The organism is Pseudomonas chaetocerotis (genome assembly GCF_015712105.2).
In the GTDB taxonomy this organism is placed as follows: domain Bacteria; phylum Pseudomonadota; class Gammaproteobacteria; order Pseudomonadales; family Pseudomonadaceae; genus Aquipseudomonas; species Aquipseudomonas chaetocerotis.
The window spans coordinates 41,606-68,351 of record NZ_JACFYX020000010.1 but is presented as its reverse complement, the minus strand read 5'-3'; the positions used below and the strand labels follow the sequence as shown (position 1 = coordinate 68,351).

Genomic DNA, 26,746 nt, shown 5'->3' with positions numbered 1-26,746 from the left:
GGAGTGGGAACGAAAGCGCGACATTTTACGCACAATGGCGCCGCGCCCCTACCCCGATAGCAATGAAATGCTAGTCTCGGCCGATGAACGACGACCTCGACCCCAACCTGGACCTCGCCGAGCAGGTCCTGCAATTGCTGCAGGCAGCACCGGACGGCATTGCCGAATACACCCTGATCCAGCAATTGAAAGACCGCCACAGCGGCCACATACCCAATCTGCCCCTGGCCGACAAGCTGGTGCTGTTTCGCACTCATTTCCTGCTGTTCAATGCGCTTTATCGCCTGCGCGAGCGATTGTGGGAGCAGAAGATCAACCAGTTGCAGATCAGCCCGCTGTGTATCCGTCTGCAGCCTTATCAGCCAGGCAACGCAGCGCTCAGTGAGCGCGACGGACTGCGTGACTACTACCTGGACATGAGCAACCTGCAGGGCACCGACGAACGCGACGTCGAGCGTCTGCTCACCAGTTTCTGGACGCGCATGCAGGGCGGTGAGGAAAAGCAGGCTGCACTCGAGCTGTTCGAACTGGCCAATGAACGCACACTTGATCTGCCACGCATCAAGCTGCGCTACCGACAGATGGTCAGCGAGCATCATCCGGACCGAGGCGGCAGCACAGAGCGGTTGCAGTCGATAAACCTGGCCATGGAAATTCTTGAGCGCTATTACCGCTGACTTCTAGAGAGCGATTTGCTCTAAAGCCAGACACCACGCCTGCTCCAGGCCCTGCCTATACTGCGACATAAGGTCGCATAGATTTCGGCCTGACACCCGGTGGCGCTGTACACGCGTCCCGGGCGTTCGCTGGGGGGCGACCGTCATAAGAAAGAGGAGGTGTCTGGCATGATCCACCACGTTTGGGGGCTCTTCACCCATCCCGATCAAGAATGGCAAGAAATCCGTGGCGAGGAAGAATCCATCAGCCACATGTACCTGACCCACGTGCTGATTCTCGCGGCAATTCCCGCCATTTCAGCCTACATCGGCACCACCCAGGTTGGCTGGGCGATTGGTGACCGAGCACCGGTGATGCTCACCGAAGGCAGTGCGATGGTGATGACCATCATGTCCTACCTGGCGATGCTCGCTGGCGTAGCCGTGATGGGCGCCTTCATCCACTGGATGGCACGTACCTACGACGCCAATCCCAGCCTGACCCAGTGCGTCGTATTCGCGGCCTACACCGCCACCCCGCTGTTCATCGGAGGTCTCGCAGCGCTTTACCCGCACCTGTGGCTGGGCATGGTCGTAGGCACGGTCGCGATCTGCTACACCGTTTATCTGCTCTATGTCGGTATACCGACCTTCATGAACATCCCTGAAGACGAAGGCTTCATGTTCTCCAGTTCCGTACTGGCGGTCGGCCTGGTCGTGCTGGTAGCGATGATCGCCAGCTCGGTCATTCTCTGGGGTATGGGCGTCGGCCCGGTCTACACCAGTTGATAGCCACTAGCAGTTAACCTACAGGCCGCCTTCGGGCGGCCTTTTCATTGGCAAGCGGCACAGGCTCCCGGCTTACGGCATAATCGGCGCTCAGCCAGTACCTGCACCCGCTCATGCCCGAACAGATTCACGCCCGCGTCGAAGCCTGCTACCAGCAGGCCGAAACCTTCTTCAAGCAACGCTTTGCCCGCCCCGAAATCAGCTTCAAGCTACGCGGGCAGAAGGCGGGTGTCGCGCACCTGACGGAAAACAAACTGCGCTTCAACTTGCAGCTGTACCGGGCCAACCAGGAAGACTTCCTGCGCCAGACGGTGCCGCACGAAGTCGCCCACATGGTCGCCCACCAGTTGTTCGGCCCGCGCATTCAGCCGCATGGTGAGGAATGGCAGTTGATCATGCGCGGCGTCTACGAGCTGCCACCACATCGTTGCCACAGCTACGAAGTCGAGCGACGCAAGGTCAATCGCTTCATCTATCGTTGTAGCTGCGCGGATAGCGAGTTCCCCTTCTCGGCCCAGCGCCACGCCCTGGTCGCCAAGGGCCGCCGCTACTACTGCCGGCGCTGCAAGGTGACGCTGACTTTCAGCGGTGAGCAGCGCCAGGAGTGATCGAAGCGCCCACACACCGACAGCGGCCTCTAACCCTCGAATGATTTAAGCCATGCACTGCGTGTACGTGCCTGCTCTGAGTGGCACTCCGACTCCCAGAACCCGGTCCAGGGCGAGCCTTGCACACGGCTGCGGGCGTACAGGCTGCAATCCTGTTCGCGCAGTTTGATCCACAGCCGTTGGGCATTGCGCAGGTCTTCGGCAAGCGCCGGGTCATCCACCTTGAGCATGGCTATCACTCGATCGTACGTGCCTTGCAGCTCCTGCTCGGCAGCCTTCCAGGCTGGCCCCTGGCACATGAAAGCTGCCATGGCGCTGCCCTGCTGGCAGGGATCGGCCGGATCATCAGCGGCTTGTACGGGGACCAGGGCGACGGCCACGCCCATTACCAAGATCCATCCCATGGCGCCCGACACCATCCGTGCGATTCCTTTCATGCCTGATGCCCTGTTGGGTAAAGGCGCACATCCTATGCGGGCAGCCATAGCTGCTTCAACCGAATACACGCGCCTCGCGCAGCGCCGTAATTCGCTCGGTGTCGTAGCCCAGCTCCGCCAGCACCTCGGCGGTATGCGCGCCAACCGCCGCCCCGACATGCCGGGGCGGCGCCAAGCCCTCGGAAAACTTCAGTGGGCAAGCCAGTTGAGATTGTGCGGGCAGCCCATCGCGCGGCACCTCGACGACCAATCCACGGGCTTTGATCTGCGGATGCTGCACCGCCTCGGATAGCGGCAACATGGGTTCGACGCAGGCATCCAGCGCGGCGAAGACTTCGCACCATTGCGCGAAATCGCGCTTCTCGAACTCGATCTCGATCTCGCGCTTGAGCGCGCGTTGATCCTCGGGCTTGAGTGACAGGCCGCGTGCTGCCAGTTCGGGGCGGCCAATGGCGGCGCAGAACTGTTGCATGAACTGCGGCTCCAGGCTGCCGACGGAGAACCAGCGGCCATCACGAGTGCGGTAGTAGTCATAGAAGCTGCCACCATTGAGCGCCTGGTTCTCCATGTCAGGCTCGACACCGGCGCCGAGGTAGCCTGCGCCCGCCATGCCATGCAGGCTGAAGGCGCAGTCGGTCATGCTTACGTCGACCTGCTGCCCCTGACCGGTAACCTGGCGCTGCACCACTGCGGCGAGCAGACCGATCACCCCATGCAGCGAGCCGCCAGCCAGATCGGCCAACTGCACACCGAGCGGCAACGGGCCACTGTCGCGGCGCCCGGTGTAGCTGGCAATACCGGCCAACGCCAGGTAGTTGATGTCGTGCCCGGCGCGATCACGATAAGGCCCACTCTGACCGTAACCGGTGATCGACACGTAAATCAGCCGTGGATTGATCGATTTGAGCGTTTCATACCCGACGCCCAGCTTATCCATCACGCCAGGACGAAACTGCTCAAGCACGATGTCGTACTCACTGACCAGCTGCTTGACCACCTCCACCGCCTCGGGTCGCTTGAGATCGAGTGCGATGCTGCGCTTGTTGCGGTTGAGGTAGGCGTGACTGGTGGAGGTTCCGCCATCGTGCGGCGGTAGCACGCGCACCAGGTCCATGCGTGTGGGCGACTCCACCCGCAGTACCTCTGCGCCCATATCGGCCAACAGCAGCGAGGCGAACGGCCCCGGCAGCAGCGTGGAAAAATCGAGAATCTTCAGCGATGACAACGGGCCAGACATGGTGACTCCAGATTGGCTTATTCAAGGTAGCCCCAGATGCAATCCGGGATGGCGCTCAACAGCTTGTATCCAGGCTATGAATCAAGGCTCCCAGACGATGACGACATCGCCGGGCATGGCCGCAATTGCTTCGGCATACCGCACTTCCAGCACATTGCGGCGAATCTTCATGGTCGGCGTCATGCTGCCGTTGTCCACTGTCCAGGCCTCGCTGACCAGATAGAAATGACTGACACGCTCGTGCGCCTCCAGCCGTTGATTGACTGCATGCAGATGGTCGGACAACGACTGTTCAAGCAAGCTACGTGGTTGCTGGTGGGCCGCAGGTGACAGCTCGATCAGCGCCAGCGGTTGATCCAGGTTGCTGCCCATCAGACACACCTGCTCGACCCAATGACTCTTGGCGATCTCGCCTTCGATGGGCGCCGGCGCCACGTACTTGCCCTTGCTGGTCTTGAAGATGTCCTTCACTCGCCCGGTAATGCGCAGGTAGCCGGCATCGTCCAGCTGGCCACGATCACCCGTGTACAACCAACCGTCCTTGAGGGTTTCCTCAGTTTTCTCGGGCTCACGGTAATAACCCTGCATCAGGGTCTCGCTGCTTAGCAGAATCTCGCCGCTGGCGTCGATGCGCACCTGCAGATGCGGCATAGGCCTGCCCACGGTGCCGAAGCGCACCTGCCCGGGGCGATTGAAACAGCCATAGGCAAAATGCTCGGTCATGCCGTAGCCCTCGCAAATGGTCATGCCCAGACGCCGGTACCACTCCAGCAGCCCGGTGGAAATCGCCGCCGCGCCGGATACCAGAATGCGTGCGCGATCCAGCCCCAGCCCCGCGCGCACCTTGCGCGCCACCAGCCGCCCCAGCAGCGGGACACGCAACAGGCGGTCGAGCTTGTGCGCCGGCAACTTCTCCAGCACGCCCAACTGAAAACGCGTCCACAGTCGTGGCACCGAGAAGAACACGGTCGGACGCACCTGACGAAGGTCGCTGGCGAAGGTCTCCAGCGATTCGACGAAAGCCACCGGAGCACCGCAATAGAGGCTGTTGAACTCCACCAGAAAACGCTCGGCGGCGTGCGAAAGCGGCAGGTAGGAGAAGAATTGATCCTGCGGCGTCATACTCAGTTCCGCAGTGGCGTTGGCCGCTGAGAACGCCATGGCGTGGGCCGAGAGCATCACGCCCTTGGGCTGCCCGGTGGTGCCGGACGTATAGAGGATCGACAGCAGATCCTCGCCGCGCTGCAGATGCGCGCCGAGCAGCGGCTCATGCGCGGCCAGCAAGGCATGCCATTGATGCTCGGCGGGCATGGTCGGATAAGGCATGGCGATGCGGGTGATATGCGGCGCGATGCCGGTGGCCAGTTTGTCCGGCTCATCCAGCTTGCCCAGCAGAATCACCTTGCAGCCCGCGTGCTCCAGCACGTAGGCGATCTGTTCAGGCGCCTGCAGCGGATACAGCGGTACGCTGACCAGCCCGGCGTGCTGGATCGCCAGGTCGCTGATGAACCATTCGGCGCAGTTCTTCGCCAGCAGGGCGACGCGTTCGCCTGGCACGCAGCCCAGCGCCAACAGCGCGCTGGCCAAGCGACGCGCCTGCTCGTCGACCTGGCGCCAGGTGAAGTCGTGCCATACGCCATTGACAGGCTGACGCAGCCAGACCGCATCAGGTTGTCGACCCAGCCAGTGGTTGAAGCGTTCGAGAGGCAGTTGCAGGGTCATGGAAGGTTACCTTCTTGTCCTTGGGGTTCACCTGCTCGTTGCAATGCGAGCGTTACTGACGATAGACCACAGCCTCTCGTAGGCGGGTGCAACCCACCACAGAGCGCTCGTGACGGGTTGCACCGTCCCTACACCGTTACAATTTCATCCCGCGACTGATGATTTCCTTCATGATCTCCGACGTGCCGGCGAAGATGCGCTGGATACGCGCGTTCGCGTACATCTTGCAGATCGGGTACTCCCACATGTAGCCCCACCCGCCGTGCAGCTGCACGCCCTCGTCGACCACCTTGCACAGCAGCTCGGTGGTAAACAGTTTGGCCTCTGCGGCGACTTCTGCACTGAGCTTCTTCTGGTTGTGGTCGAGCACGCAGCGGTCGGTGAAAACCTGGGCCACATCGATCTGGGTGCGCATCTCGGCCAGCTTGAAGCGGGTATTCTGGAAATGCGCCACCGGGCGGCCGAAGGCCTGGCGCTCCCTGACGTAATCGATGGTGGTCTGCAGTGCCGCCTCCGCGCCAGCCACCGCCCCGCAAGCATTGGTCAGGCGCTCCTGGGCGAGCATGTTCATCAGGTAGAAGAAGCCGCCCTTGGCATCGCCGAGCAGGTTCTTCTTCGGCACCTTGACGTCATTGAAGAACAGCTCGGCGGTGTCCTGGCTGTGCATGCCGAGTTTCTTCAACTTCTTGCCGCGCTCGAAGCCGGACATGCCGCGTTCCACCAGGAACAAGCCCATGGCGTGCTTGTTGGCCGGATCGGTCTTGGCTGCGACGATCACCACATCGGCCAGATAGCCGTTGGAGATGAATACCTTGGAGCCGTTGAGCAGCCAGTGGTCGCCCTTATCCACCGCCGTGGTGCGCATGCCAGCCAGATCGGAGCCGGCAGACGGCTCGGTCATCGCCACCGCGAGGATGGTTTCACCGCTGATGATGCCCGGCAGCAATCGCGCCTTCTGTTCAGCATTACCGTACTCGGCGATATAGGGGCCGCACAGCGCCGAGTGCAGCGGGATCATGAAACCCGGTTCGTTGATGCGCGCCAGTTCCTCGCACATGATCTGTTCATAACGAAAGTCCTTGAGACCCGCGCCGCCGTATTCCTCATCCGCCCAGGGCAGTAGGAAGCCCATCTCGCCGGCCTTGCGCCACACGCTCCGGTCGACCACCCCGGCGGCCTCCCACTCCTCCTGATGCGGCACCACCTCTTTATCGAGAAATGCCGCGAAGGCGTCGCGGAACAGGTTGTGTTCGGTGTCGAAATGGTTGCGTTGCATGGGGCGGGTCCTCCGCTGTTGTTATGCCCTTGAGGTTAAGGGCCGCTCCGCAGCCCCTCAATGACCCATGCGCTCAGCCTCGGTTGACCCAATCGCTCGGCTGGCTTGCCCTGGTCGGGAGCAACTGCCTACCATCGACCACCCTCGTTATCGGAAGCCCAGCATGCGCGAACGCACCATCGCCAGCCACTTCGTCCGTGCTGCCCTGCGCGGCGCGGATCGCCACGGCCTGGCCTGCGACCTGATCCTGCGTCAGGCTGGCATCCAGCCCGCTGTTCTGGTCGAGCCACGCGCACGCATCGCCCCCGAACAGTTCGCCCGGCTGATGCAGTTGCTGTGGGAAGCGCTGGACGACGAGTACCTGGGTTTCGGCCGCCAGCCGAGCAAACGAGGCACCTTCGCCATGATGGGCCACGCCATCATCCATTGCCGCAGCCTGGAAAAGGCGCTGAGTCGTGGCGCGATGTTCTACGGACTGTTTCCCCACGCACCGAGCATCAGCCTGCAACGCGAAGGCGACTGGGCACGGCTGAGTGTCGACGACAGCCCACTGTGGGACCCGGATCATTTTCTCGTGGAAAGCCTGCTGGTGATCTGGCATCGCCTCGGCAGTTGGCTGATCGGCCAACGCATCCGCCTGGAAGAAGCCACCTTCGCCTACCCGGAGCCCACGCATGCCAACGAATACGAATTGCTGTTCCCCTGCAGCCGCCGCTTTGCCGCCGGGCAAACCAGCCTGCTGTTCCATGCCCGCTACCTGGCGATGCCACTGCTGCAGGACGAACGTACGCTCAAGCAGTTCCTCCAGCACTCCCCCGCCGACCTGCTGGCCCGCCCCGACGGCGGCGACAGCCTGATCAGCCAGATTCGTCGCCTGCTCGGCCGCGACTGTCGCACCTGGCCGGACCTGGAGCAGGTCGCCCAGCAACTGCACACCAGCCCACAAACCTTGCGACGTCACCTGCGCGAGGAAGGCACCAGCTTTCAGGAGCTCAAGGACCACCTGCGCCGTGACCTGGCCATCTACCACCTGGGCCGCGATGAACTGGCGATTCAGGACATCGCCGAACAACTCGGTTTCTCCGAACCCTCGGCCTTTCATCGCGCCTTCAAGAAATGGACGGGGCTGACGCCAGGGGCGTATAGGGCGCAAGAGGCTTGAAACGGCGAATCGACAGCGACGCTCAGCCTGCCACACGCCGTAACCTATGCGTCGACCGCTCGGTCATTTCGCCCTAAATAATTGCACCGCAGTGCCGACACAGCCGTCAGCACCTACTCAGAGATTCCGCCAATGTTCGCGACCCGCCTGAAACAAGAGCTGCAAGCCTTACGCGAAGAACTGTCCTCGGTCGAACAGGTGCGCACCAGCCTCGATCAAGAGATGCTCGCGCTGATTCTCGATCCACAGGGTCGAATCGAGTCGGTGAACGCCAACTTCGAGAAGGAAATGCTCTACCGCGCCGATCAACTGCGCGGCCGCCCGCTGCTGGCGCTGATCCCGGAACATGTGCACAACCTGGACTTCCACCACCGGGTACGCCATGCCCTGGAGCGCGGCGAACATCTGGCCGGGGTCATCCGCCTGAAACGCGGCAACGGCGAAGAAGCCTGGCTGCGCTCGATTCTGCAGCCGCTACGCGACAGCCAGGGCCGGGTGCAGCGCTTCTCGATCTATGCCAGCGACCTGACGCGTACCATCGAGACCTCGCGCGAGCACGAAAACCTGATCAGCGCGCTGCAGCGCTCCACCGCCGTCATCGAATTCAACCTGAACGGTGAGGTGCTAACCGCCAACCAGCGCTTCCTCGATTCGATGGGCTACAGCCTGACGCAGATTCAGGGTAAACATCACAGGATTTTTTGCGACCTCGCCGAAGCCAACTCGCCACAGTACCAGCGGTTCTGGGAGCAACTGCGCCGTGGCGAATTCGCTACAGGTCGTTTCAAGCGTCTGGACAGTCACGGACGCGAAGTCTGGCTGGAAGCCTCCTACAACCCTATCACCGACGCCCACGACAAACTGTATAAAGTGGTCAAGTTCGCCACTGTGATCACCGACCAGGTCAACCGCGAAGCGGCCATCGCCGAGGCCGCCAGCATTGCCTTCGAGACGTCGAAAGGCACGGATGACAGCGCCAAGAACGGTGCGTCGGTGGTGCAGCAGATGCTCGACACCATGCGCGAACTGGCCGCTCGCATGCAGGAGGCCGCGCAGGGCATCGAGGCACTGGACAAGCAATCCCAACTGATCGGAGCCATCGTCAAGAACATCAGCAGCATCGCCGACCAGACCAACCTGCTGGCCCTCAACGCTGCCATCGAAGCGGCGCGTGCCGGCGAGCAGGGCCGTGGTTTCGCCGTGGTGGCCGATGAGGTTCGCCAATTGGCTTCACGTACCAGCTCAGCGACGGAAGAAATCGCCCAAGTGGTAGGTCAGAACCAGCAACTGACCGAACGCGCGGTAGAGCTGATCGACCGAGGCAAGACCCAGGCCGAGTTGGGCCTGGAGCTTTCTGCCCAAGCCGGCCAGGTGATCACCGAAATTCAGGATGGTGCAAAGCTCGTGGTAAACGCGGTGGAGCGCTTCGCGACGCAACTCTAGAGACGTGTGCCCTTCTTAGTCGCCCGAGTATTCTGCCAGTCCTTGGGCAGCAGCGGCTGTATTCAGTCGTACAGGCGTACCCTGAAGCAGGCGCCACCCAGTTCGGAGTCGTCCAGGCTCAGTTCGCCGTCGTAGCTTTCGACGATGTCTTCGACCACCGCCAGGCCGATGCCCTGCCCCGGGTTCTGCGCATCCAGACGCTCGCCGCGCTGTAGTACCCGCGCACGCTGCTGTTGCGGTACACCGGGGCCGTCGTCCTCGATGGTGATCAGGCAACCTCCGGCCAGGGGTTGCAGCCTGACGCGTACACGATTCAGGCAGAGGCGGTAGGCGTTCTCCAGCAGGTTGCCGAGCAGCTCCATCAGCGCACCACGTTCCATGGTGATCTGGCTGTGCTCGGGAACCTCCAGCGTCGCTTCGACGCGCTTGTCGCGATAGACCTTGTCCAGCGAGCGGCACAAGCCGTCGAGCACCGGCCAGACCTGCTCGCGATGGCGTACCAAGCCGCTGCGGCGCAGGCTGGCGCGCTGCAGCTGATAGCCGACCTGCTGACTCATGCGCTCGATCTGCGCCTGCATCAGCTGTGCCTGCTCGCGATTTTCGGAGTGCACGGCAAGGGTTTCGCCGATGCCCTGTAGCACGCTGAGCGGCGTTTTCAGGCTATGGGCGAGGTCTTCCAGCGAGTCGCGATAACGTTCGCGCTGACGCCGCTCGCTGTCGAGCAGACGGTTGAGGGAGTTGGTCAGGCGCAGCAGCTCGCGTGGATGCTCGTCACTCAGGCGCTGGCGAGTGCCCGCCTCCACGCCATCAAGTTCATCGCTGAGGCCGCGCAGGCTGCGAAAGCCCCAGGTCAGACCGAACCAGAGCAGGCCCAGTAACACCAGCAAGGCCATGCCGAGCCACAAACGCAACTGCCAGGCAAAACCGTTGAACAGCCCCTGGTATTCGCGCGTCGGCTGCATGGTCACGATGCTCAGCGCGGTTTGGTCGCCGCGCAGAAAATCCACTTCCACGTCGTATACGAAGTATTCCTGGCCGCTGTCGTCGCGAATGCGGATGAACTCGTGGCCGCGGCCGTCGTAACGCGGCAGGTAGCGCACCAACTCGTCGATGGAGGAGCGTGAGCGCCAGATCAGCTGGCCCTCACGGTCGAAGATGAAACCCAGCAGGTGCGAGTCGAGGTTGTCGAATTCCTCGTCGGGCATCTTGTCCGGCATGTGCAACTGGCCGTCATGGATGCGCGCAGCAGATATCAGTGCAGCCGCGTCAGAGGCTAGACGTTTCTCCACGGTCTGTTCCAGGGCCATGAGAAACACACCCTGTAGCACCGGCATCAGCAGCAGCATGAACAACATCGCCAGCGCAGCGCTGGCCAACATCAGACGCAGTCGTAGCGAACCGAGACGCATGCGCAGCTTGCATAGAACGACGCGCGCTCGACTCACGTGCAGCGCTCGTTGAACATGTAGCCCTGACCACGCACGGTTTCTATCGGCTTGCCGCCCAGCGGGGCCTCCAACTTGCGCCGCAAACGGCCCACCAATACCTCTATGACATTGGGATCGCGCTCGTCGTCGCCTGGATAGAGTTGCTCCATCAGGCGCTCCTTGGCCACTACCTGCTGGTGATGCAACATCAGGTATTCGAGGATGCGATACTCGTAGGCGGTCAGTTGCAATGACTGTTTATCGACTGTGGCTTGCTTGCGATTGAGATCCAACACAAGGGAGCCTGCCTCGATGGTCGACTTGGTGAACCCGGAAGAACGTCGTAGCAGCGCGTTCAGGCGTGCCTCCAGCTCTTCGAACTGGAACGGCTTGACCACATAGTCGTCGGCACCGCAGGAGAGGCCTTCGACCTTGTCCTGCCAGTTGCCGCGTGCGGTAAGGATCAGAATTGGAAAGTTCTTGTCCTGGCTGCGCAGCTCACGGATCAGGTCGATACCGCTCATACCGGGCAGACCGAGGTCGACCAGGGCCAGGTCATGGTTGAAAGACTCAGCTCGGTACAGTGCTTCTTCGGCGGTGCGCACGGCATCCACCACATGCCCGTTTTCACTGAGGCGAGTGAACAGATGGTGACGCAGCAACGCCTCATCCTCCACCACCAGCAATTTCATGAGACTCTCCCTGATTTAAGGTGTAGAAGGGCCGGGCAGATGCCCGGCCTGGTAATGCCAAGTCGCCATCAGAAGGCGAAGTTGGCGCCGAGGTAAAGCTGCGCACTGCTATGTAGATCCAGCGACCCGGCCTTGCCTTCACCATGCGGTTTCATTTCCGTGCTGGCGTTGGTACGCAGGTAACGATAGCCGGCTTCGATCGATGTATTGCTGTTGAGTTCCTGCAGGATACCGGCCTGCATACCTGCAGCAAATCCGATGTCGCTGTCACGGGAGAACCCGCGGCTTTCCTGCTCGAGCTTGACCAGGCCGGCGGTTACACCACCGAACAGCTTGGTGTTGTTACTGCCCAGCGGTACGAACATGTCGTAGCTGCCGAGCAGATTCTGCTGGCGCAGTTTGTAGCCGTTGTGACTGTCGGAGACATTCTCGTAAGCCGCGTAGTAGCGGACATCAGCGGTCTTCTGGCCAGCGCGGATACCCCAGGTGCCCTCACCATTGATCACCTTGTCCAGTTTGGGATTGCCGAGGTTGGCGTTCAACGCGTTGGACTTCTGGATGTTGTTGTCAGTCTGTCCCCAGGTCAGGCCGACGAAATTGTCATTGGCCTGGGCAGCGGTTGCGCCCAAGGCCAGGCAGGTCGCGAATGCGATACGGTTCAGGGTGATTTTCATTGCATCATTCCTCTCGTTGCAGTTTTGATCAACTCGGCAACAAGTCTGCGGGAAGGCTACTGAATCCCTGCTGAACCCTCCTTGAACATGCACTGAACGAGCGGCAAACAGCCTAGATACGCCGTACCAGAGCCCCAGCGGCGACGAATAACGAGGCCAGAACAGCCAACAACGCCAGCCAGCCGGCGTGTTCCCAGACATAACCACCGACGTAGCCCACCAGGCTGGAGCCGAGGTAATAGGCACACAGGTACAACGCCGATGCCTGCGCCTTGGCCCCCTGTGCATGGATACCAACCTGCCCGCTGGCAACCGCATGAGCCGCGAAGAAACCCAGGGTGAACAGCGCCAGCCCGATCACCACAGCACTCAGCCACGGCCCTGCGCACAGGGCCACCCCCAGCAGCATCAGACCGATGCCGCCATGCAGCACCCGGCGTGCGCCGAAGCGTGGGACCAGACGCCCTGCCCATCCGGCGCTGAAGATACCCAGCAGGTAGACGGTGAACAGCAGACCGATCACCGTCGCCGACAGGTTGAATGGCGCTCCGGCCAGACGAAAGCCGACATAGTTGAACAGCGCAACGAAGCCGCCCATGAGCAGAAAGGCCAGGGCGAACAGCACGCGCAGACGCGGGTTGCTCAGGTGCAGGACGAAGTTGCGCAGCAGCCCGCGCAAGGACAACGGCTGGGCGGTGAAATGCCGCGACGGCGGCAACAGCCAGATGAATAGCCCCAACGCCAGCAAGCCGAGCCCGGCAATGCCGCCAAGCGCCCAGGGCCAGCCGCCCAGGTCACTGAGCAGACCGGCCATCAGGCGACCGAGCAACCCACCCAACGCCGTACCGCCGATATACAGCCCCATCGCCGCCGGAAGCGCTTCGGGGTCGAACTCTTCACCGACATAGGCCATGGCCAACGCCGGCAAACCGCTCAGCGCCAGTCCCAGCAGCGCACGCAGAATCAGCAGGCTGCCCCACTCGTCTACCAGTGCGCAGGCGATTCCCAACATCGCTGCCAGGCCCAACGCGGCGGCCATGACCGGCTTGCGCCCCCAGCTCTCGGCCAGCGCACCGGATACCAGCAGGCATAGCGCCAGGCTCAGTGTGGTAAGCGACAGCGCCAGGCTGCTGCTGGCCGCAGAAACACGAAAGTGCGCCGCCAGTAGAGGTAGCAGCGGCTGCACACAGTAGAGCATGGCGAAGGTAGCGAAACCGGCACAGAACAGCGCCAGAGTGGCGCGCCGATAACCGGCGCTGCCACGGCTGAGATGGGAAGCGGACATGGGCAGAACGACTCACGAGACATGGGGCAGGCAAGCAATGGATCACAACCCGAAAGCCGATCCAGCGCGCATGCCCGCGAATGAATTCAAGAGCAAATATTAGCACGCTATCGATAAGCCGATCGCGCCTGCACAGTCTCGGACAATCGGCCTTGCCTTGATTCGGCTCAACGGACTTTGCCCTTACTAAAGCTAAGGTCTAGCCTCAGATACGGAACACAATGGAGCCGAGCGAATGGATACCCCGCCCGAGGGCAGAGACGCTAAAGGCCGGGAAACCCGCCTGTTCATCTTTCTCGTCGTCTGCCTCTTTCCCCTCCTTTCGGTCGCCTTGGTCGGCGGATACGGATTCATCATCTGGTTCATGCAGATGCTACTGGGACCACCTGGTCCACCCACCTGATCGTTGTTCACCAGACGGAGCCACGGAACATGGCCGCCCCCCTTCATATCGCCAGTCTGCTGGTACACGTACGACCCGAACTGCTAGCAGCGGTAAAGGCCAACCTGCGCCAGCTCGATGGCCTCGAGCTGCACCAGGAGAGCCCTCAGGGCAAGCTGGTGGTGGTGCTCGAAACCGAGCACGAGCGCCAGATCCTCACGCGCATCGAACAGATCAATGCGCTACCGGGTGTGCTCAATACCGCGCTGGTCTACCACGAACTCCTCGAAACAGAAGGAGACTCAGAATGAAGCTGTCTCGCCGTGAATTCGCCAAAGCCAATGCCGCTGCCATTGCTGCGGCTGCCGCCGGACTGCCGCTCATCGGCACTGCCAGCAACCTGATCACCGAGGCGGACATGACCCGCCTGGACTGGAACAAGGCGCCCTGCCGCTTCTGCGGTACCGGCTGCAGCGTGATGGTGGCCACCCGTGACAACCGCGTAGTCGCCACTCACGGCGACGTCAAGGCCGAAGTCAATCGCGGCCTGAACTGCGTCAAGGGCTACTTCCTATCGAAGATCATGTATGGCGTCGACCGCCTCACACAGCCACTACTGCGCATGAAGAAAGGTGTGTACGACAAGCAGGGCGAACTCCAACCAGTAAGCTGGGAGCAGGCCTTCGACATCATGGCGCAGAAGATCAAGCAGGCCATCGCCGAGCATGGCCCGGAGGCCGTCGGCATGTTCGGCTCCGGCCAGTGGACGGTGTGGGAAGGCTACGCCGCCAACAAGCTGATGAAAGCCGGCTTTCGCAGCAACAACATCGACCCCAATGCGCGCCACTGCATGGCCTCGGCGGTAATGGGCTTCATGCGCACCTTCGGCATGGACGAGCCGATGGGCTGCTACGACGATATCGAGGTTGCCGACACCTTCGTGCTGTGGGGCTCGAACATGGCAGAGATGCACCCGATCCTCTGGAGCCGGGTCACTGATCGTCGCCTCAGCCACCCGAACACCAAGGTCGCCGTGCTTTCCACCTTCGAGCACCGCAGCTTCGATCTCGCCGATATCCCGCTGGTGTTCAAACCGCAGACCGATCTGCTGATCCTCAACTACATCGCCAACCACATCATCGAAAGCGGCGCAGTGAACAAGGACTTCGTCGGCAAGCACACCAAGTTCGCCCGTGGCGCCGATGACATCGGCTACGGCCTGCGTGCCGACAACCCGCTGGAGATGCAGGCCAAGAACGCCGCAAAGGCCAATACCTGGGAAGACATGTCCTTCGAGCAGTTCGCCGCCTTCGTCAAACCCTACACGCTGGCGCGTACCGCGAAGGAGAGCGGCGTGGCGGCCGAGCGTCTCAAGGCCCTGGCCGAGCTGTACGCCGATCCCAAACGCAAGGTCATGTCGTTCTGGACCATGGGCTTCAACCAACACACCCGCGGCGTCTGGGCCAACAACCTGATCTACAACCTGCACCTGCTCACCGGCAAGATCAGCGAGCCGGGCAACAGCCCCTTCTCCCTCACCGGCCAACCATCGGCCTGCGGCACCGCGCGCGAGGTGGGGACCTTCTCCCACCGCCTGCCTGCCGACATGCTGGTAGCCAATCCCAAACACCGCGAAACCGCCGAGAAGATCTGGAAGCTGCCGCCCGGCACCATCCAGGAAAAGCCCGGCTTTCATGCCGTGGAACAGAGCCGCAAGCTCAAGGACGGCGTGCTCAAGGTCTATTGGACGCAGGTCAGCAACAACATGCAGGCCGGCCCCAACATCATGCAGGAGGTCCTGCCAGGCTGGCGCAATCCGCAGGCCTTCGTCATAGTCTCCGATGTCTACCCCACCGTCTCGGCCCAGGCCGCCGACCTGATCCTACCCAGCGCCATGTGGGTTGAAAAGGAAGGCGCCTACGGCAATGCCGAGCGCCGCACGCAGTTCTGGCACCAGTTGGTGAAGGCCCCGGGCGAGGCCAAGTCAGACCTCTGGCAACTGGTGGAGTTTTCCAAGCGCTTCACCACCGATGAGGTCTGGCCCGCTGAACTGCTGGCCAAGGCCCCGGAGTACAAGGGCAAGACGCTGTATCAGGTGCTGTTCGCCAATGGCCAGATCGACCAGTTCCCCAGCGAGCAGATCGCGACCGGCTACGCCAATGACGAGGCTGCGGCCTTTGGCTTCTATCTGCAGAAGGGGCTGTTCGAGGAATACGCCCAGTTCGGCCGCGGACATGCCCATGACCTGGCGCCGTTCGACAGCTATCACGCAGCACGTGGCCTGCGCTGGCCGGTGGTCGATGGCAAGGAGACGCGCTGGCGTTACCGCGAGGGCCTCGACCCCTATGTGGAGAAAGGCAGCGGCGTGCAGTTCTACGGTTACCCGGACAAACGCGCATTGATCTTCGCCCTGCCCTACGAGCCGCCAGCCGAGACGCCGGATGATGAGTTTCCGTTCTGGCTCAGCACCGGCCGTGTGCTGGAACACTGGCACACCGGCAGCATGACCCAGCGCGTCGAGGAGTTGCACGGCGCCGTGCCTGACGCGCTGGTGTACATGCACCCGGATGATGCCAAGGCGCTCGAGGCGCGGCGCGGCAGCGAGGTCAAGGTGATCAGCAGACGTGGAGAGATCCGCGCCCGCATCGAAACCCGCGGCCGCAACAAGCCGCCGCGCGGCCTGGTATTCGTGCCCTTCTTCGACGCCAACAAACTGATCAACAAGGTCACCCTGGACGCCACCGATCCGATCTCCAAGCAGACCGATTACAAGAAGTGTGCGGTGAAGATCGAACTGGTCAGCCTGGCCTGAGGAGAGCCGTCATGAGCCTGCGTTTCCTGCCTCTGCTACTGCTCACCGCCTTCAGCCTGGCCGTCGCCGGTGAGCTCAATTACCCACTCGATGCCCCCGCTCCGGACGGTCGCCGCCCAGGCGGCACACTTAGCCAGACACTCCCAGCCCCAGTGCTGGGCAATGAGGAAAACAAGGATCTGCGCCGCGAGCGCAACTACCCGGAACAGCCACCGACCATCCCGCACAGCATTCGCGGCTACCAGGTGGACGCCAACGGCAACAAGTGCCTGACCTGCCACAGCCGGGCCGGCAGTGCCCGCAGCCAGGCACCGATGATCAGCATCACCCACTACATGGACCGTGACGGCCAGCCCCTCGCTGCGGTGTCACCGCGACGCTACTTCTGCACCCAGTGCCATGTGACTCAGCACGACGTTAAGCCCCTAGTCGGCAACAGCTTCCGCAATATCGACCACCTGCTCGAAGACGAAGCAGCCGGCACGGCAAAACCCTGAGGAGGCCTTCCATGAAGTCGTTAATGGCCCTGTTCAAGGAGTACTGGGGCATCCTGCGTCGCCCGAGCGTGCATTACAGTCTGGGTTTTCTCACACTCGGTGGTTTCATCGCCGGAATCATATTCTGGGGCGGCTTCAACACTGCGCTGGAGGCCACCAACACCGAGCAGTTCTGCATCTCCTGCCATGAGATGCGCGACAACGTCTACGTCGAACTGCAGGACACCATTCACTACAGCAACCGCTCCGGTGTGCGGGCCACCTGTCCGGATTGCCACGTGCCGCACCAGTGGACGGACAAGATCGCGCGCAAGATGCAGGCGTCGAAAGAGGTCTGGGGCAAGATCTTCGGTACCATCAACACCCGTGACAAGTTTCTCGCCCACCGCCGCGAGCTGGCCGAGCACGAATGGGCGCGGCTCAAGGCCAACGACTCGCTGGAGTGCCGCAACTGCCACAACTTCGATTACATGGACTTCACCAAGCAGAGCCCGCGCGCCCGGCAAATGCACTCCAACGCCCTGGCCAGCGGCGAGGCCACCTGCATCGACTGCCACAAGGGCATCGCTCATCAGTTGCCGGACATGAGCGGCGTGCCGGGTTGGTAAGCGCCATGGCCTCCCCGCAGCGTGTCACAGGCCCACAAAGCGGAGTCCTCGGCATTCGTTATGCACACGGGATACCCTGCGCGTTTCTAGTCTCCGCGCAGTTGCTGCAACTTTTTGAGCAGGCCTGCGGCAGTCTGCTCACCGACCAGGCGCTCGCGCAACTTGCCGTCCGCATCGACGATATAGGTCACCGGTAGCACGTCATTACGCGGCAGCTCGAAACGCGCCGCCGGGTCCTGCGCCAGCACGGTGAAACGAATGTCAAAACTGTCCGCTGCACGCTTGAGGTCATCGCCCTGCAGGGCGTCAAAATTGACGCCGATCACTCGCGCCGACCGGTTCTTCAGCTCTTCTTCCAGGGCGTTGAGCTCGGGAATTTCCGTGCGGCACGGTGCGCACCATTCAGCCCAATAATTAATGACTAGCCACTGGCCATCCAAGCTCTCAGCCGTTACCTTTCGTCCATGCTGATCAAGGCCGTAATCTTCGGCACAAGCCGTCAGCAGCACAGCGGCGCAGATACCCATGACAGCCTTGCCGACATTCCGGAGCCCTAAGCCCATGTACTCGATCCTCGTCCACCCGGGGTTGATATGACGCTGGATGCCCTGCGCCTGGAAGTACCGGACATCCGCGAGGACAACAGCGTATCGCCGGCGGAAATCGTCCAGCGACTCGCGACGGCTCGCCACCTGGAGCAGGAAAATGGCCTGCAACACGTGCTGGGCCTTTTATTTTCGCTCAATCGCAGCGCCCTGACCTTACTGGAAAGGCAGCGTGCGCTGCAAAACTTCAGTGACGAATACCGCCATTACGCCGGCCTTGCCAATCGCCAGCATCCGCCAAGCACGCTGTTCGTGCGTTTCTGCGGCGAGCTGGCGATCGGTTTCAAACGCCTGCTGCTGCAAATCCTGCAGGGGCGTCAACCATCGATGCCGCACCTGGCCTGGTGCCTGTACATGGCCCAGCACTTCCTTGCCCAGCAGTTGCTGCGCCACTATCAGCTGTACCAGGAGCCACCCGCAGCGCTCTGGCGCGACAGCCACTTGCTGTATTGGATCGGCGAGCATCAGCAGTGTCTGGACGAGCCAGTGGCTGCGGCCTTCGAGCCGAAGCCGGCCAGCACCCTGCGCGGTCTCTACCAGCAGATGCTGCTATTGGCCCTGAGCAACCCCTTCCACCTCGATGAAGGCGAATGCCTGACTCTTTTCAGCGCACTGGCGCCTCTGGCCGCGCTGGCCAGATTGCAAGCCTGGGACGAGGAAGACGAAATCGAAGGTCCGGTAGTCGACCTCAGCGAATCACAGGCCTGCCTGAGTTTCGAACAACGTATCGAAGGCGAGGCCGCCAACCTGCGCCGCTTCGAACTGGGAGCTCTGCTGATCGCGCTGCATGAACCAGCGCCACTGCAAAGCACGCAGGAGCGTCAGTTGCTTGAACGAGTACGTCAGCATTGGCTGGGACGCCAGCAACGTCGCCATGAACGCGCCGACCTGGACGGACAATGCAGCCTGGTGGTCGGCCTACCAGCCATTCATGCGCAACTGCTGGACAAGCTGCCACAACGCACCGAGGCACAGATTCTCGATGCCAGCCCAGGCGGTGCGCGCCTGCTGTGCAACGCCAACGAGGGCGGGCAACTGCAGGTCGGGCAACTGGTTCTGCTGCTTACCAATGGCACACCGACTCTGGCACTGGTGCGCTGGCGTCATCTCAATAACGAAGGCTTGCACCTCGGGCTGCGCTATCTGAAAGGCCTGCCACGGCCGGTCTGGCTGCGACGCGCACCCAATGCGCAGACTCATCCGGGTGTATTGCAGAGTACCCCGGCACCGGGCAACGGCTGGCACCACGGCCTGTGGCTGCCCAACGGCCAGTTCGCCTCCGGCGAGCACCTTTGGCTGCAACTGGTCAGCGTGCATAATCAGGCAATCCTCCCTCTCCCCGAAAGCAACCTGCAGACCTCATCGGTTACTCGTCACCCGCTGCGCCTGGCCTGATACGCGAAACTGCGACTCCAGTCACGCGGTCTGTCCGCCGAGTGCACAGTTTCGCCAGCAGGTGGCTGCTTATAATTCCCGGTACTAACGTCTCACCTAGCCTGGAATTTCACCATGTCCCAAGCGCAAGACAAGCTGATTGGCTCCGTGCCCTCGCGCATCGTCGACGCCGCTCACCTGCTGGTCACGCCCTACGAGGGGCGCGTAGCCGAATACAACGTCGCCACCTGGCTGCAACTGCCGGGGCTGGCCAATCTGCCGGTGTCGCTGCTGGTGAGTTATCGCGATGGAGACAAGCGTCGCGAGGTCAACGTCGACCACGGCAAGGTCAATGCCCATGGCAAGATCCTGCTCTCGGGGATCGCTCGCATGCCGGTGCGGCTGAAGATCGAAGACATGCAGGTGCGCCTGCGCTCGGCGGTGCCGGCGCAAAGCCTGGTAGTCGAGGAATTCTTCGTTCAAGCCGTCGAATTGGCCAACAGCGAGAGCCGCCAGGCCATGGCCTGAGACAGAACTGGAACATCAAGCCCCGCGCATCGACGCGGGGTTTCGCTTTCAGCCTGCGGAAACTCCGGTACTGGGCGCAACCTGCGGATTTGAGTCGTCAGCGTCTGGCTGCAGGTTTTCGGTAGCAACATGCTCGAGCAACGACTCCGGCCAACGTGCGAAGTGCAGCCCAGTGATTCGGTTGAGCCGCGTCAGCGCTTCCTGCGGATCGCGTCGATGAAGGTGGATTACCCTGTTTTTTACCGTCATTACTGCCTGCGTCCTCAGCGATCCCTGCCTTGCTGGCAGTTCGATAGCAACTGACCTTACATCTGCTAGAAGCGTGCCAGCCCTTCTACAACGCATTCATTGCCGCCACGCCTGTGCTCAGAGCGCATCAGGCCTGGGCAACGCCTGAAAGTGACGTTTTTCGTCACCCTCCGTTACGCTTCCTCAGGTCTTCCCCGGCAACCAGTCCGCCAGACTGGCGCCGAACTGCTCCTCGCGCTCCGCTTGCATGTGCTCCAGTCCCTCGCGCAATGCCGGATACCAAGGTTCGTCGAGCTGAGCGGGCAGTTGTGAGAGGCTCGGCAACGGCCAAGGGCTGCACTCAAGTAGTTGATGCAGGGAAAAATTATGCAGGTCACGGCATAGCACCCAACCTCCACCGCTGGCCTTGCATGCCAGGTGCTCGCGCTCGAGGAAGTCCATCACTTGACTCCACTCGTCCTCGGGTAAACGCCAGCCAGCACGCTGCATATCGCCGTAATGCAGGACTTCGCCCTTCTGCTGACGCTTGAGCAACAGGCGCAGCACCACTAACAGAATCAATCCCTTGGGGATGGGTTCGCGGCGCCAGTGTCGTGGTTGCGAGAGGCCGTACACCAGCTCGGCGCCCAGCAGTACGATCAACCAGGACAGATAGATCCACAGCAGAAACAGCGGCACCGTGGCGAAGGCGCCGTAGATCAGGTGGTAACCGGGAAACAGGCGCACGTATAGGCCGAACAGTGCCTTGGCCACTTCGAACAGTACGGCGCTGAACAAACCGCCCAGCAACGCATGACGCAAGGGCACCCGAGTATTCGGGACCGCCGCATAGAGCAAGGTAAAGGCTGCGATGCTCGATAGCAGCGGCGCGAAGGCAAGCAGGGTCTTGGCGCCCAAGACGGCATCCGGCCCGGAAATCAGCGACAGCGAGGCGATATAGGTACTGATCGCAAAACCTGCCCCCAGTAGCAACGGCCCGAGGCTGAGGATCGCCCAGTACAGCAGAAAGCTGGACATACCGCGGCGCGGCTGACGCACCCGCCAGATCACGTTGAAGGTCTTTTCGATGGTCACCAGCATGAGGAAGGCGGTGACAGCCAGCAGCCCCACGCCGAACCAGGTCAACTGCCGCGCCTGAGTGGTGAACTCGCGCAGGTACTCCTGCACCGTCTCGCCAGTGGAAGGCACGAAGTTATTGAAGATGAAACCCTGGATGTCCTCGCCCACGTCCTTGAATGCCGGAATCGCCGAAAGCATGGCGAAGGTCACGGTCATCATCGGCACCACGGCGAACAAGGTGGTGTAGGTCAAGGCAGCCGCATTGCCTGCGCCACGGTTCTCCACGAAACGCTTGTAGAGACTCAGCCAGAACCCCAGCCAGTCCTTAAAACGAACCCGCATGCCCTCTCCTTAGCTCTCAAACCTTACAGACAGTGCGCCGCGTGAAAAGGTCGCAGCAAAGCGACCCAGCGGTTTGCGTGCATCCGCGCACCAGACGGTTAGAATAGCCGCCACCTCAAGCCGGATGCGAGCCACCATGACCGACCTGACCCTCTACCACAACCCGCGCTGCTCGAAATCCCGCGGCGCTCTGGAGCTGCTGGAAGCCCGCGGCCTGCAACCGCAGGTAGTGCGCTATCTGGAAGCACCACCCAGCGCTGGCGAAATCAAGAGCTTGCTCGGCAAGCTGGGCATCACCGCCCGCGAACTGTTGCGCAGCGGCGAAGACGAGTACAAGGCACTAGGCCTGGGCGATACCGGTTTGAGCGAGGCGCAGCTGATCGAGGCCATGGTCAGGCATCCCAAACTGATCGAGCGCCCGATTCTGATCGCTGGCGACAAGGCCGTGATCGGCCGCCCACCGGAAAAAGTGCTGGAGCTGCTGGCATGAGCGCGCCTTATATCCTCGTGCTCTACTACAGCCGCCACGGCGCCACCGCGCAGATGGCCAGGCAGATCGCCCGTGGTGTCGAGATGGCCGGCCTGGAAGCACGTCTGCGCACGGTGCCGGCGGTATCCAGCGAATGCGAAGCCGTTGCGCCGAGCGTGCCGGAGGACGGCGCCATGTATGCCACCCTGGACGACCTGAAGAACTGCTCGGGCCTGGCCCTGGGTAGCCCGACCCGTTTCGGCAACATGGCCGCACCACTCAAGTACTTCATCGATGGCACCAGCAACCTGTGGCTCACCGGCGAACTGGTTGGCAAACCAGCTGGCGTGTTCACCTCCACCGCCAGCCTGCATGGCGGCCAGGAGACCACCCTGCTGTCGATGATGCTGCCGCTGTTGCACCACGGCATGCTGGTCTGCGGCCTGCCCTACAGCGAATCGGCCCTGCTCGAAACCCGCGGCGGTGGCACCCCCTACGGCCCCAGCCACCATGCCGGCGGCGACGGCAAACGCGCGCTGGACGAGCATGAAACAGCCCTGTGCCGCGCACTGGGTCAACGCCTGGCGCAAACCGCCAGCAAACTGGAGCGCTGAACGTGGCCCGAGCGAAGAAACCCTTGCCCAGCCTCGAATGGCTGAAGCCACGGGTCAAACTCAGTCGAGCGCTGAGCCTGTTCAGTTTCATAGCCTTACTGACCCTGCTGCTGGTGTGGAATCTGGGCTTCGCCGATCTGCATGGCGCGCGGGTCGGCGTGGTGCTGGCCATTCAGCTGCTGCCGCTGGCGCTGCTCGCCCCCGGGATGCTGATGGGCAACGCCCGCGCCCATGCCTGGGCCTGCTTCGTGGTCAATATCTACTTCATCCAGGGCGTACTGGCCGCCATCGATCCGGCGCGTGCACTGTTCGGCGCGCTGGAGGCGGTAATCAGCTTCGGCCTGTTCTGCACGGCGCTGCTGTATACGCGCTGGCGCTTCCAGTACGACCGCAAGTTGGCAGGGGAATAAGCAACAGCCTTAAGCCGCGCTATTCAGGGGTCTTGGTTGGTGCGCCGTGCGCACCGAGGGCCGCTCGGACGCTGAATCACGCTGTAGTCGGGTTTGCAGACAGGCAGAGCGATGTGATGACCGACGTATGTTGGCTTGCGGCTTGCCGCTACCAGCCCAGCGTTTCCTTGAGAAAGGGAATGGTCAGCTTGCGCTGGGCCTGTAGCGAAGCCTGATCCAGGCGCTCCAGCAACTCGAACAGCGCGCTCATGCTGCGTTCGCCACGGGTGAGGATGAAGCGACCGACCTCATCGCTCATCTGTAGGCCACGACGCGAGGCACGCAGCTGCAGGGCGCGTAGCTTGTCTTCATCGGACAGTTCATGTAGCTGGAAGACCAGCGAAAGGGTCAACCGCGACTTCAGATCGGGTAGTTGAATGGGCAACTCGCGCGGCGACATAGTGCCGGCCAGCAACAGACGCCGGCCGCTGTCACGCAGACGATTGAACAGGTGGAACAAACCCTCCTCCCAATCGCTGCGGCCGGCCACTGCATCGAGATCATCGAGGCAAACCAGCTCGCACAGCTCGAGGTTGTCGAGCAGCTCCGGGCCGTGTTGCACCACCTCGCCAAGCGGCAGGTACACCACCGCCTCGCCGCGCTGCTCGAAACGCAGGCAGGCGGCCTGCAGCAAGTGGCTGCGCCCCACGCCCTCAGTGCCCCACAGATAGATCAGGCTTTCCGTCCAGCCGGCATCGGCCTCGCACAGACGCTCGACATAGCCCAGGGCCGCGGCATTGGCGCCGGGGTAGTAGTTGGCGAAGGTGGCGTCGTCACGCAGACGCACCCCCAGAGGCAGCTGGATTGGTTTCATGCTCAGGGTCTGTTCCCGTTTCGGCGCGAGCCGCGTTGCTGCGCCAAATGGCGCCAGGCCAGGCGTGGAGCGCAGGTAATGGTCACTCCCTTGCCAAGCTCCACAACGCAGCATGGCGCCATTTGCCGCGCAACCCGAAGGGCCGGGCCAGTTTTTGCGCGCTGCTGCGTTATTCGTCGTTCATTTGGAATAACCAAATCTCTCTCCTCATGCCTTGCCCCGCGCAAAAACTGGCTCCGGCGCGGCCGCGGCGAAACGGGAACAGACCCTACCTCGTCGGTTCATCAGAACCGCTGTTGGACTCTCCGTAAAGACCGGAAAGTTTATACAAATCATGGGCATGGCGCAGCAGAACCATGATCACTGCGGCAACCGGCAAGGCCAGCAGCACGCCGGTGAAGCCAAACAGCTGGCCGCCAGCGAGGATGGCAAAGATCACTGCGACCGGATGCAAACCGATGCGATCGCCCACCAGCATGGGCGTCAGGACCATACCTTCGAGCAGTTGGCCGATCATGAACACCACACCGATGCCGATCAGCGGATAGGGCTCAAGACCGAACTGGAACAATGCGGCAGTCAACGCCGCACCGATACCGACGATGAAGCCCATATAGGGCACGATACTCGCCAGGCCAGCCAGCACACCGATCAGCAACCCCAACTCCAACCCCACCAGCATCAGGCCAGTGGCGTAGATGATGCTCAACGCCAGCATTACCATCAATTGGCCGCGCAGGAAGGCGCCCAGTACTTCATGACATTCGCCTGTCAGCTTGACTACCAACCCTTCGCGCTGACGCGGTAGCAGGCGACGCATGCGCTCGACCAGCACGTCCCAGTCGCGCATCAGGTAGAAGCTCACCACCGGAATCAGCAGCAGGTTGCCCAGCCAGGCCAGCAGCGCCAGGCCCGACGACGTGGCCTGAGCCAACACCATCTTGAGCACATCGGTGGTCTTGCCGATGTTATCGGTGAAGACCTGCTTGAGCTGGTCGATCTGCAGCAAGTCATCCTGCAAACCCAGATGTGATTGCGACCAAGGCAACGCCGTGCCCTGCAGCCAGTCGAGCATTTCCGGCGCCAGCTGGTACAGACGCACCAGCTGGCGTCCCAGCATGGGCACCAGCACCAGTAACAGGATCAGCAGCACCAGCGCGAACAGCGTGAACACCACCACGACGCCGCCGGTGCGCGACAGGCGGTGCCGCTCGAGGCGGTCGACCAGCGGGTCGCCCAGATAGGCCAGCAGGATACCGATCAGGAACGGGGAAAGAATCGGGTGCAACAGGTACAGCAGCCAGCCGAGCAGGAACAGCCCAGCCATCCATAGCCAACGGGTGGAATCGGTCATGCTCGCGTCCTCGATGCGAAACGGCGCCAGGAAGGCGCCGCGGAACTGGGCTGTGGTCTACCCGACAGGAATTCTACCAACGAAAGCGCAACTGATCGGTGCGCGGTTTCACCTGCAGAGCCTCGGTTGCAGCGGCCTCCGGATTCTCTACCGACTCAGCGGCATCGAGCGGCGCGCTGACTTCCTGCAACTGCCCCAGTGCCAGTTGCGCACGCAGTTGCTCCGGGCTGGCGCTGACCTGATAGACCAGGCGCTGGCCATCGATCTCCTGCAAACGCGCTGCGAAGGGTTCGAGCAAGCGCTCCAGCGCCGCGAAACGCCCCAGATCAGCACCTTCGATTACCAGCGTCAGGCTTTGCGCAGCACCAGGCTTGACCAGAAAACGCGGGGCCAGGCGCTCGGCCACCGCCAGCAGCACGGCATCGGCCAACGCAGACTGATCGGCGCCTTCGGCCTTGCCCTGTTCACGCTCGTCGCCCAGCCACAGGCGCCAGGTAGCCTGCCAACTGCCACCGCTTTCGGTCGCCTGCACGGCCAGCAGGGCATCGGCGCCATAGCGCTCGGAGGCCTCGCGCAGTGCCTGCGGATCGTTGGCCAGCAAGGCATCGGCATTGCCCAGCGCCTGCTCGCTCAGGTCCGCCAGCGGCAGACGCAGCGGCAGGCCACGATGCTGAGCAGCATCGCGCAGCAACGCCGATGCACTCTGGCTTTCGCCAACCAGTTGGCTGCCTTCCGGCGATTCGTTGAGCCACCAGGTGAGAATGGCCGGACGGTTGGCACCCCATAGGGCCAGGCCAGCCTGGCGTAGCTGGTGATCGGTGCTGGCCGGATCGAACTCGACCAACAGCGCGTCACCTTCATAGCCGTACTGACTGACGATCTGTTGCGGGTCCTTGCGCAGACCTTCCAGCCCGGCGCTCTGCAGCGCCTTGGTATCACCGGTCAAACGCTGCACCAGAGTCTGCAATGCCTTCTGCATGGCCGCGTCACGGCTTTCCGGCTGCTGATCCGCCACGGGTTCACGCACCTGATAAAGACCGGTAACCGGCGCAGCCAATGCCGGCAGGCTCAGGAGCGACAGACAGAAAAACAGCAGGCGGATGGGCAAACGCATTGGGGCGGACTCTCGCAAGGGATGGCTGCACGGAGGGCTGCCACAAGGGCGTATACCTTAAACAGCCG

Annotated in this window: 28 protein-coding genes and 1 pseudogene; 16 read left to right on the top strand and 13 right to left on the bottom strand. The window is 62.1% G+C overall.

The features are described 5' to 3' along the window. Positions 1–83: 83 nt before the first annotated feature. From H3221_RS18160 to H3221_RS18150, 3 genes are all read left to right on the top strand, one after another. Positions 84–677 carry a DNA-J related domain-containing protein gene (locus H3221_RS18160; protein ID WP_196475284.1) on the top strand — a complete coding sequence of 198 codons (594 nt, stop codon included), beginning with the start codon at positions 84–86 and terminating at the stop codon, positions 675–677. Positions 678–845: 168 nt separating this feature from the next. Then, on the top strand, positions 846–1,445 hold the full coding sequence (locus H3221_RS18155) for a Yip1 family protein (protein ID WP_143505331.1): 600 nt from the start codon (positions 846–848) through the stop codon (positions 1,443–1,445). A gap of 113 nt (positions 1,446–1,558) precedes the next feature. Next, entirely contained in the window at positions 1,559–2,053 is a 495-nt protein-coding gene (locus tag H3221_RS18150; protein WP_196475285.1) for a SprT family zinc-dependent metalloprotease, read from the top strand. 29 nt (positions 2,054–2,082) lie between these two features. On the opposite strand, the gene H3221_RS18145 is transcribed toward H3221_RS18150, so the two are convergent. From H3221_RS18145 to H3221_RS18130, 4 genes are all read right to left on the bottom strand, one after another. Further along, complete coding sequence (locus H3221_RS18145; protein ID WP_196475286.1) at positions 2,083–2,457, bottom strand: lysozyme inhibitor LprI family protein; 375 nt, start codon at positions 2,455–2,457, stop codon at positions 2,083–2,085. Between the two features lie 88 nt (positions 2,458–2,545). Then, entirely contained in the window at positions 2,546–3,727 is a 1,182-nt protein-coding gene (locus H3221_RS18140) for a CaiB/BaiF CoA transferase family protein (protein WP_196475287.1), read from the bottom strand. An 81-nt stretch (positions 3,728–3,808) separates the two neighbouring features. After that, positions 3,809–5,449 carry an AMP-binding protein gene (locus tag H3221_RS18135; RefSeq protein ID WP_196475288.1) on the bottom strand — a complete coding sequence of 547 codons (1,641 nt, stop codon included), beginning with the start codon at positions 5,447–5,449 and terminating at the stop codon, positions 3,809–3,811. A 136-nt stretch (positions 5,450–5,585) separates the two neighbouring features. Continuing rightward, positions 5,586–6,725 carry an acyl-CoA dehydrogenase family protein gene (locus H3221_RS18130; RefSeq protein WP_196475289.1) on the bottom strand — a complete coding sequence of 380 codons (1,140 nt, stop codon included), beginning with the start codon at positions 6,723–6,725 and terminating at the stop codon, positions 5,586–5,588. Positions 6,726–6,888: 163 nt separating this feature from the next. On the opposite strand from H3221_RS18130, the gene H3221_RS18125 reads away from it, so the two are divergent. From H3221_RS18125 to H3221_RS25900, 3 genes and pseudogenes are all read left to right on the top strand, one after another. Beyond that, on the top strand, positions 6,889–7,887 hold the full coding sequence (locus H3221_RS18125) for an AraC family transcriptional regulator (RefSeq protein ID WP_196475290.1): 999 nt from the start codon (positions 6,889–6,891) through the stop codon (positions 7,885–7,887). 132 nt (positions 7,888–8,019) lie between these two features. Beyond that, a pseudogene (locus tag H3221_RS25905) lies at positions 8,020–8,748 on the top strand (PAS domain-containing protein); the annotation flags it as partial. A 144-nt stretch (positions 8,749–8,892) separates the two neighbouring features. Then, positions 8,893–9,330, top strand: coding sequence for a methyl-accepting chemotaxis protein (locus tag H3221_RS25900; RefSeq protein WP_372241826.1), 438 nt, complete (start codon positions 8,893–8,895; stop codon positions 9,328–9,330). Positions 9,331–9,392: 62 nt separating this feature from the next. Here H3221_RS25900 and H3221_RS18110 read toward each other — a convergent pair whose 3' ends face one another. The 4 genes from H3221_RS18110 to H3221_RS18095 all read right to left on the bottom strand — a co-directional run bounded on the left by H3221_RS18110 (position 9,393) and on the right by H3221_RS18095 (position 13,408). Next, complete coding sequence (locus H3221_RS18110; RefSeq protein WP_160017483.1) at positions 9,393–10,775, bottom strand: ATP-binding protein; 1,383 nt, start codon at positions 10,773–10,775, stop codon at positions 9,393–9,395. Beyond that, positions 10,772–11,449: a response regulator transcription factor gene (locus H3221_RS18105; protein WP_160017482.1), complete on the bottom strand. Its 678-nt coding sequence runs from the start codon at positions 11,447–11,449 to the stop codon at positions 10,772–10,774. The genes H3221_RS18110 and H3221_RS18105 overlap by 4 nt, the downstream gene beginning before the upstream one ends. Before the next feature lie 68 nt (positions 11,450–11,517). Further along, positions 11,518–12,123, bottom strand: a complete 606-nt coding sequence (locus H3221_RS18100) for an outer membrane beta-barrel protein (RefSeq protein ID WP_196475292.1) — start codon at positions 12,121–12,123, stop codon at positions 11,518–11,520. Positions 12,124–12,235: 112 nt separating this feature from the next. Continuing rightward, a complete protein-coding gene (locus tag H3221_RS18095; protein WP_196475293.1) occupies positions 12,236–13,408 on the bottom strand; it encodes an MFS transporter in 1,173 nt (390 codons plus the stop codon). Between the two features lie 235 nt (positions 13,409–13,643). Here H3221_RS18095 and napE point away from each other — a divergent pair, with 235 nt between their 5' ends. From napE to H3221_RS18070, 5 genes are read left to right on the top strand one after another with little or no spacing between them, the layout of a single operon-like run. Next, entirely contained in the window at positions 13,644–13,811 is a 168-nt protein-coding gene (gene napE, locus H3221_RS18090; RefSeq protein ID WP_192984951.1) for a periplasmic nitrate reductase, NapE protein, read from the top strand. 29 nt (positions 13,812–13,840) lie between these two features. Further along, complete coding sequence (locus H3221_RS18085; protein ID WP_196475294.1) at positions 13,841–14,101, top strand: chaperone NapD; 261 nt, start codon at positions 13,841–13,843, stop codon at positions 14,099–14,101. Continuing rightward, positions 14,098–16,602, top strand: coding sequence for a nitrate reductase catalytic subunit NapA (napA, locus tag H3221_RS18080; protein WP_196475295.1), 2,505 nt, complete (start codon positions 14,098–14,100; stop codon positions 16,600–16,602). Before H3221_RS18085 ends, napA begins: the two co-directional genes overlap by 4 nt. Before the next feature lie 11 nt (positions 16,603–16,613). Beyond that, positions 16,614–17,099 carry a nitrate reductase cytochrome c-type subunit gene (locus H3221_RS18075; RefSeq protein ID WP_196475296.1) on the top strand — a complete coding sequence of 162 codons (486 nt, stop codon included), beginning with the start codon at positions 16,614–16,616 and terminating at the stop codon, positions 17,097–17,099. 11 nt (positions 17,100–17,110) lie between these two features. Then, positions 17,111–17,707, top strand: coding sequence for a cytochrome c3 family protein (locus H3221_RS18070; RefSeq protein ID WP_196475297.1), 597 nt, complete (start codon positions 17,111–17,113; stop codon positions 17,705–17,707). Between the two features lie 86 nt (positions 17,708–17,793). Here the strand turns inward: H3221_RS18070 and H3221_RS18065 are convergent, their stop codons facing one another. Next, positions 17,794–18,234, bottom strand: coding sequence for a TlpA disulfide reductase family protein (locus H3221_RS18065; protein ID WP_196475298.1), 441 nt, complete (start codon positions 18,232–18,234; stop codon positions 17,794–17,796). A 66-nt stretch (positions 18,235–18,300) separates the two neighbouring features. Here H3221_RS18065 and H3221_RS18060 point away from each other — a divergent pair, with 66 nt between their 5' ends. Both H3221_RS18060 and H3221_RS18055 read left to right on the top strand, forming a co-directional pair. Continuing rightward, complete coding sequence (locus H3221_RS18060) at positions 18,301–19,707, top strand: PilZ domain-containing protein (RefSeq protein ID WP_196475299.1); 1,407 nt, start codon at positions 18,301–18,303, stop codon at positions 19,705–19,707. A 114-nt stretch (positions 19,708–19,821) separates the two neighbouring features. Then, the gene (locus H3221_RS18055; protein ID WP_192984961.1) at positions 19,822–20,214 is read left to right on the top strand and encodes a hypothetical protein; all 393 of its coding nucleotides are present in this window, start codon (positions 19,822–19,824) and stop codon (positions 20,212–20,214) included. Between the two features lie 432 nt (positions 20,215–20,646). Here H3221_RS18055 and H3221_RS18045 read toward each other — a convergent pair whose 3' ends face one another. Then, complete coding sequence (locus H3221_RS18045) at positions 20,647–21,864, bottom strand: YihY family inner membrane protein (RefSeq protein WP_196475300.1); 1,218 nt, start codon at positions 21,862–21,864, stop codon at positions 20,647–20,649. A 136-nt stretch (positions 21,865–22,000) separates the two neighbouring features. Between H3221_RS18045 and arsC the strand changes: the two genes are divergently transcribed. From arsC to H3221_RS18030, 3 genes are read left to right on the top strand one after another with little or no spacing between them, the layout of a single operon-like run. Beyond that, entirely contained in the window at positions 22,001–22,354 is a 354-nt protein-coding gene (gene arsC, locus H3221_RS18040) for an arsenate reductase (glutaredoxin) (protein WP_196475301.1), read from the top strand. Next, positions 22,351–22,947 carry an NAD(P)H:quinone oxidoreductase gene (wrbA, locus tag H3221_RS18035; RefSeq protein WP_192984967.1) on the top strand — a complete coding sequence of 199 codons (597 nt, stop codon included), beginning with the start codon at positions 22,351–22,353 and terminating at the stop codon, positions 22,945–22,947. Before arsC ends, wrbA begins: the two co-directional genes overlap by 4 nt. 2 nt (positions 22,948–22,949) lie before the next feature. Continuing rightward, the gene (locus H3221_RS18030; protein WP_196475302.1) at positions 22,950–23,357 is read left to right on the top strand and encodes a DUF2069 domain-containing protein; all 408 of its coding nucleotides are present in this window, start codon (positions 22,950–22,952) and stop codon (positions 23,355–23,357) included. Positions 23,358–23,505: 148 nt separating this feature from the next. Here the strand turns inward: H3221_RS18030 and hda are convergent, their stop codons facing one another. The 3 genes from hda to H3221_RS18015 all read right to left on the bottom strand — a co-directional run bounded on the left by hda (position 23,506) and on the right by H3221_RS18015 (position 26,678). Beyond that, positions 23,506–24,210, bottom strand: a complete 705-nt coding sequence (hda, locus tag H3221_RS18025) for a DnaA regulatory inactivator Hda (RefSeq protein WP_192984971.1) — start codon at positions 24,208–24,210, stop codon at positions 23,506–23,508. A 268-nt stretch (positions 24,211–24,478) separates the two neighbouring features. Continuing rightward, complete coding sequence (locus H3221_RS18020; RefSeq protein ID WP_196475303.1) at positions 24,479–25,564, bottom strand: AI-2E family transporter; 1,086 nt, start codon at positions 25,562–25,564, stop codon at positions 24,479–24,481. A 73-nt stretch (positions 25,565–25,637) separates the two neighbouring features. Next, positions 25,638–26,678 (bottom strand): DUF2066 domain-containing protein, encoded by a 1,041-nt coding sequence (locus H3221_RS18015; protein WP_196475304.1) that lies wholly within the window; start codon positions 26,676–26,678, stop codon positions 25,638–25,640. Positions 26,679–26,746: the final 68 nt, after the last annotated feature.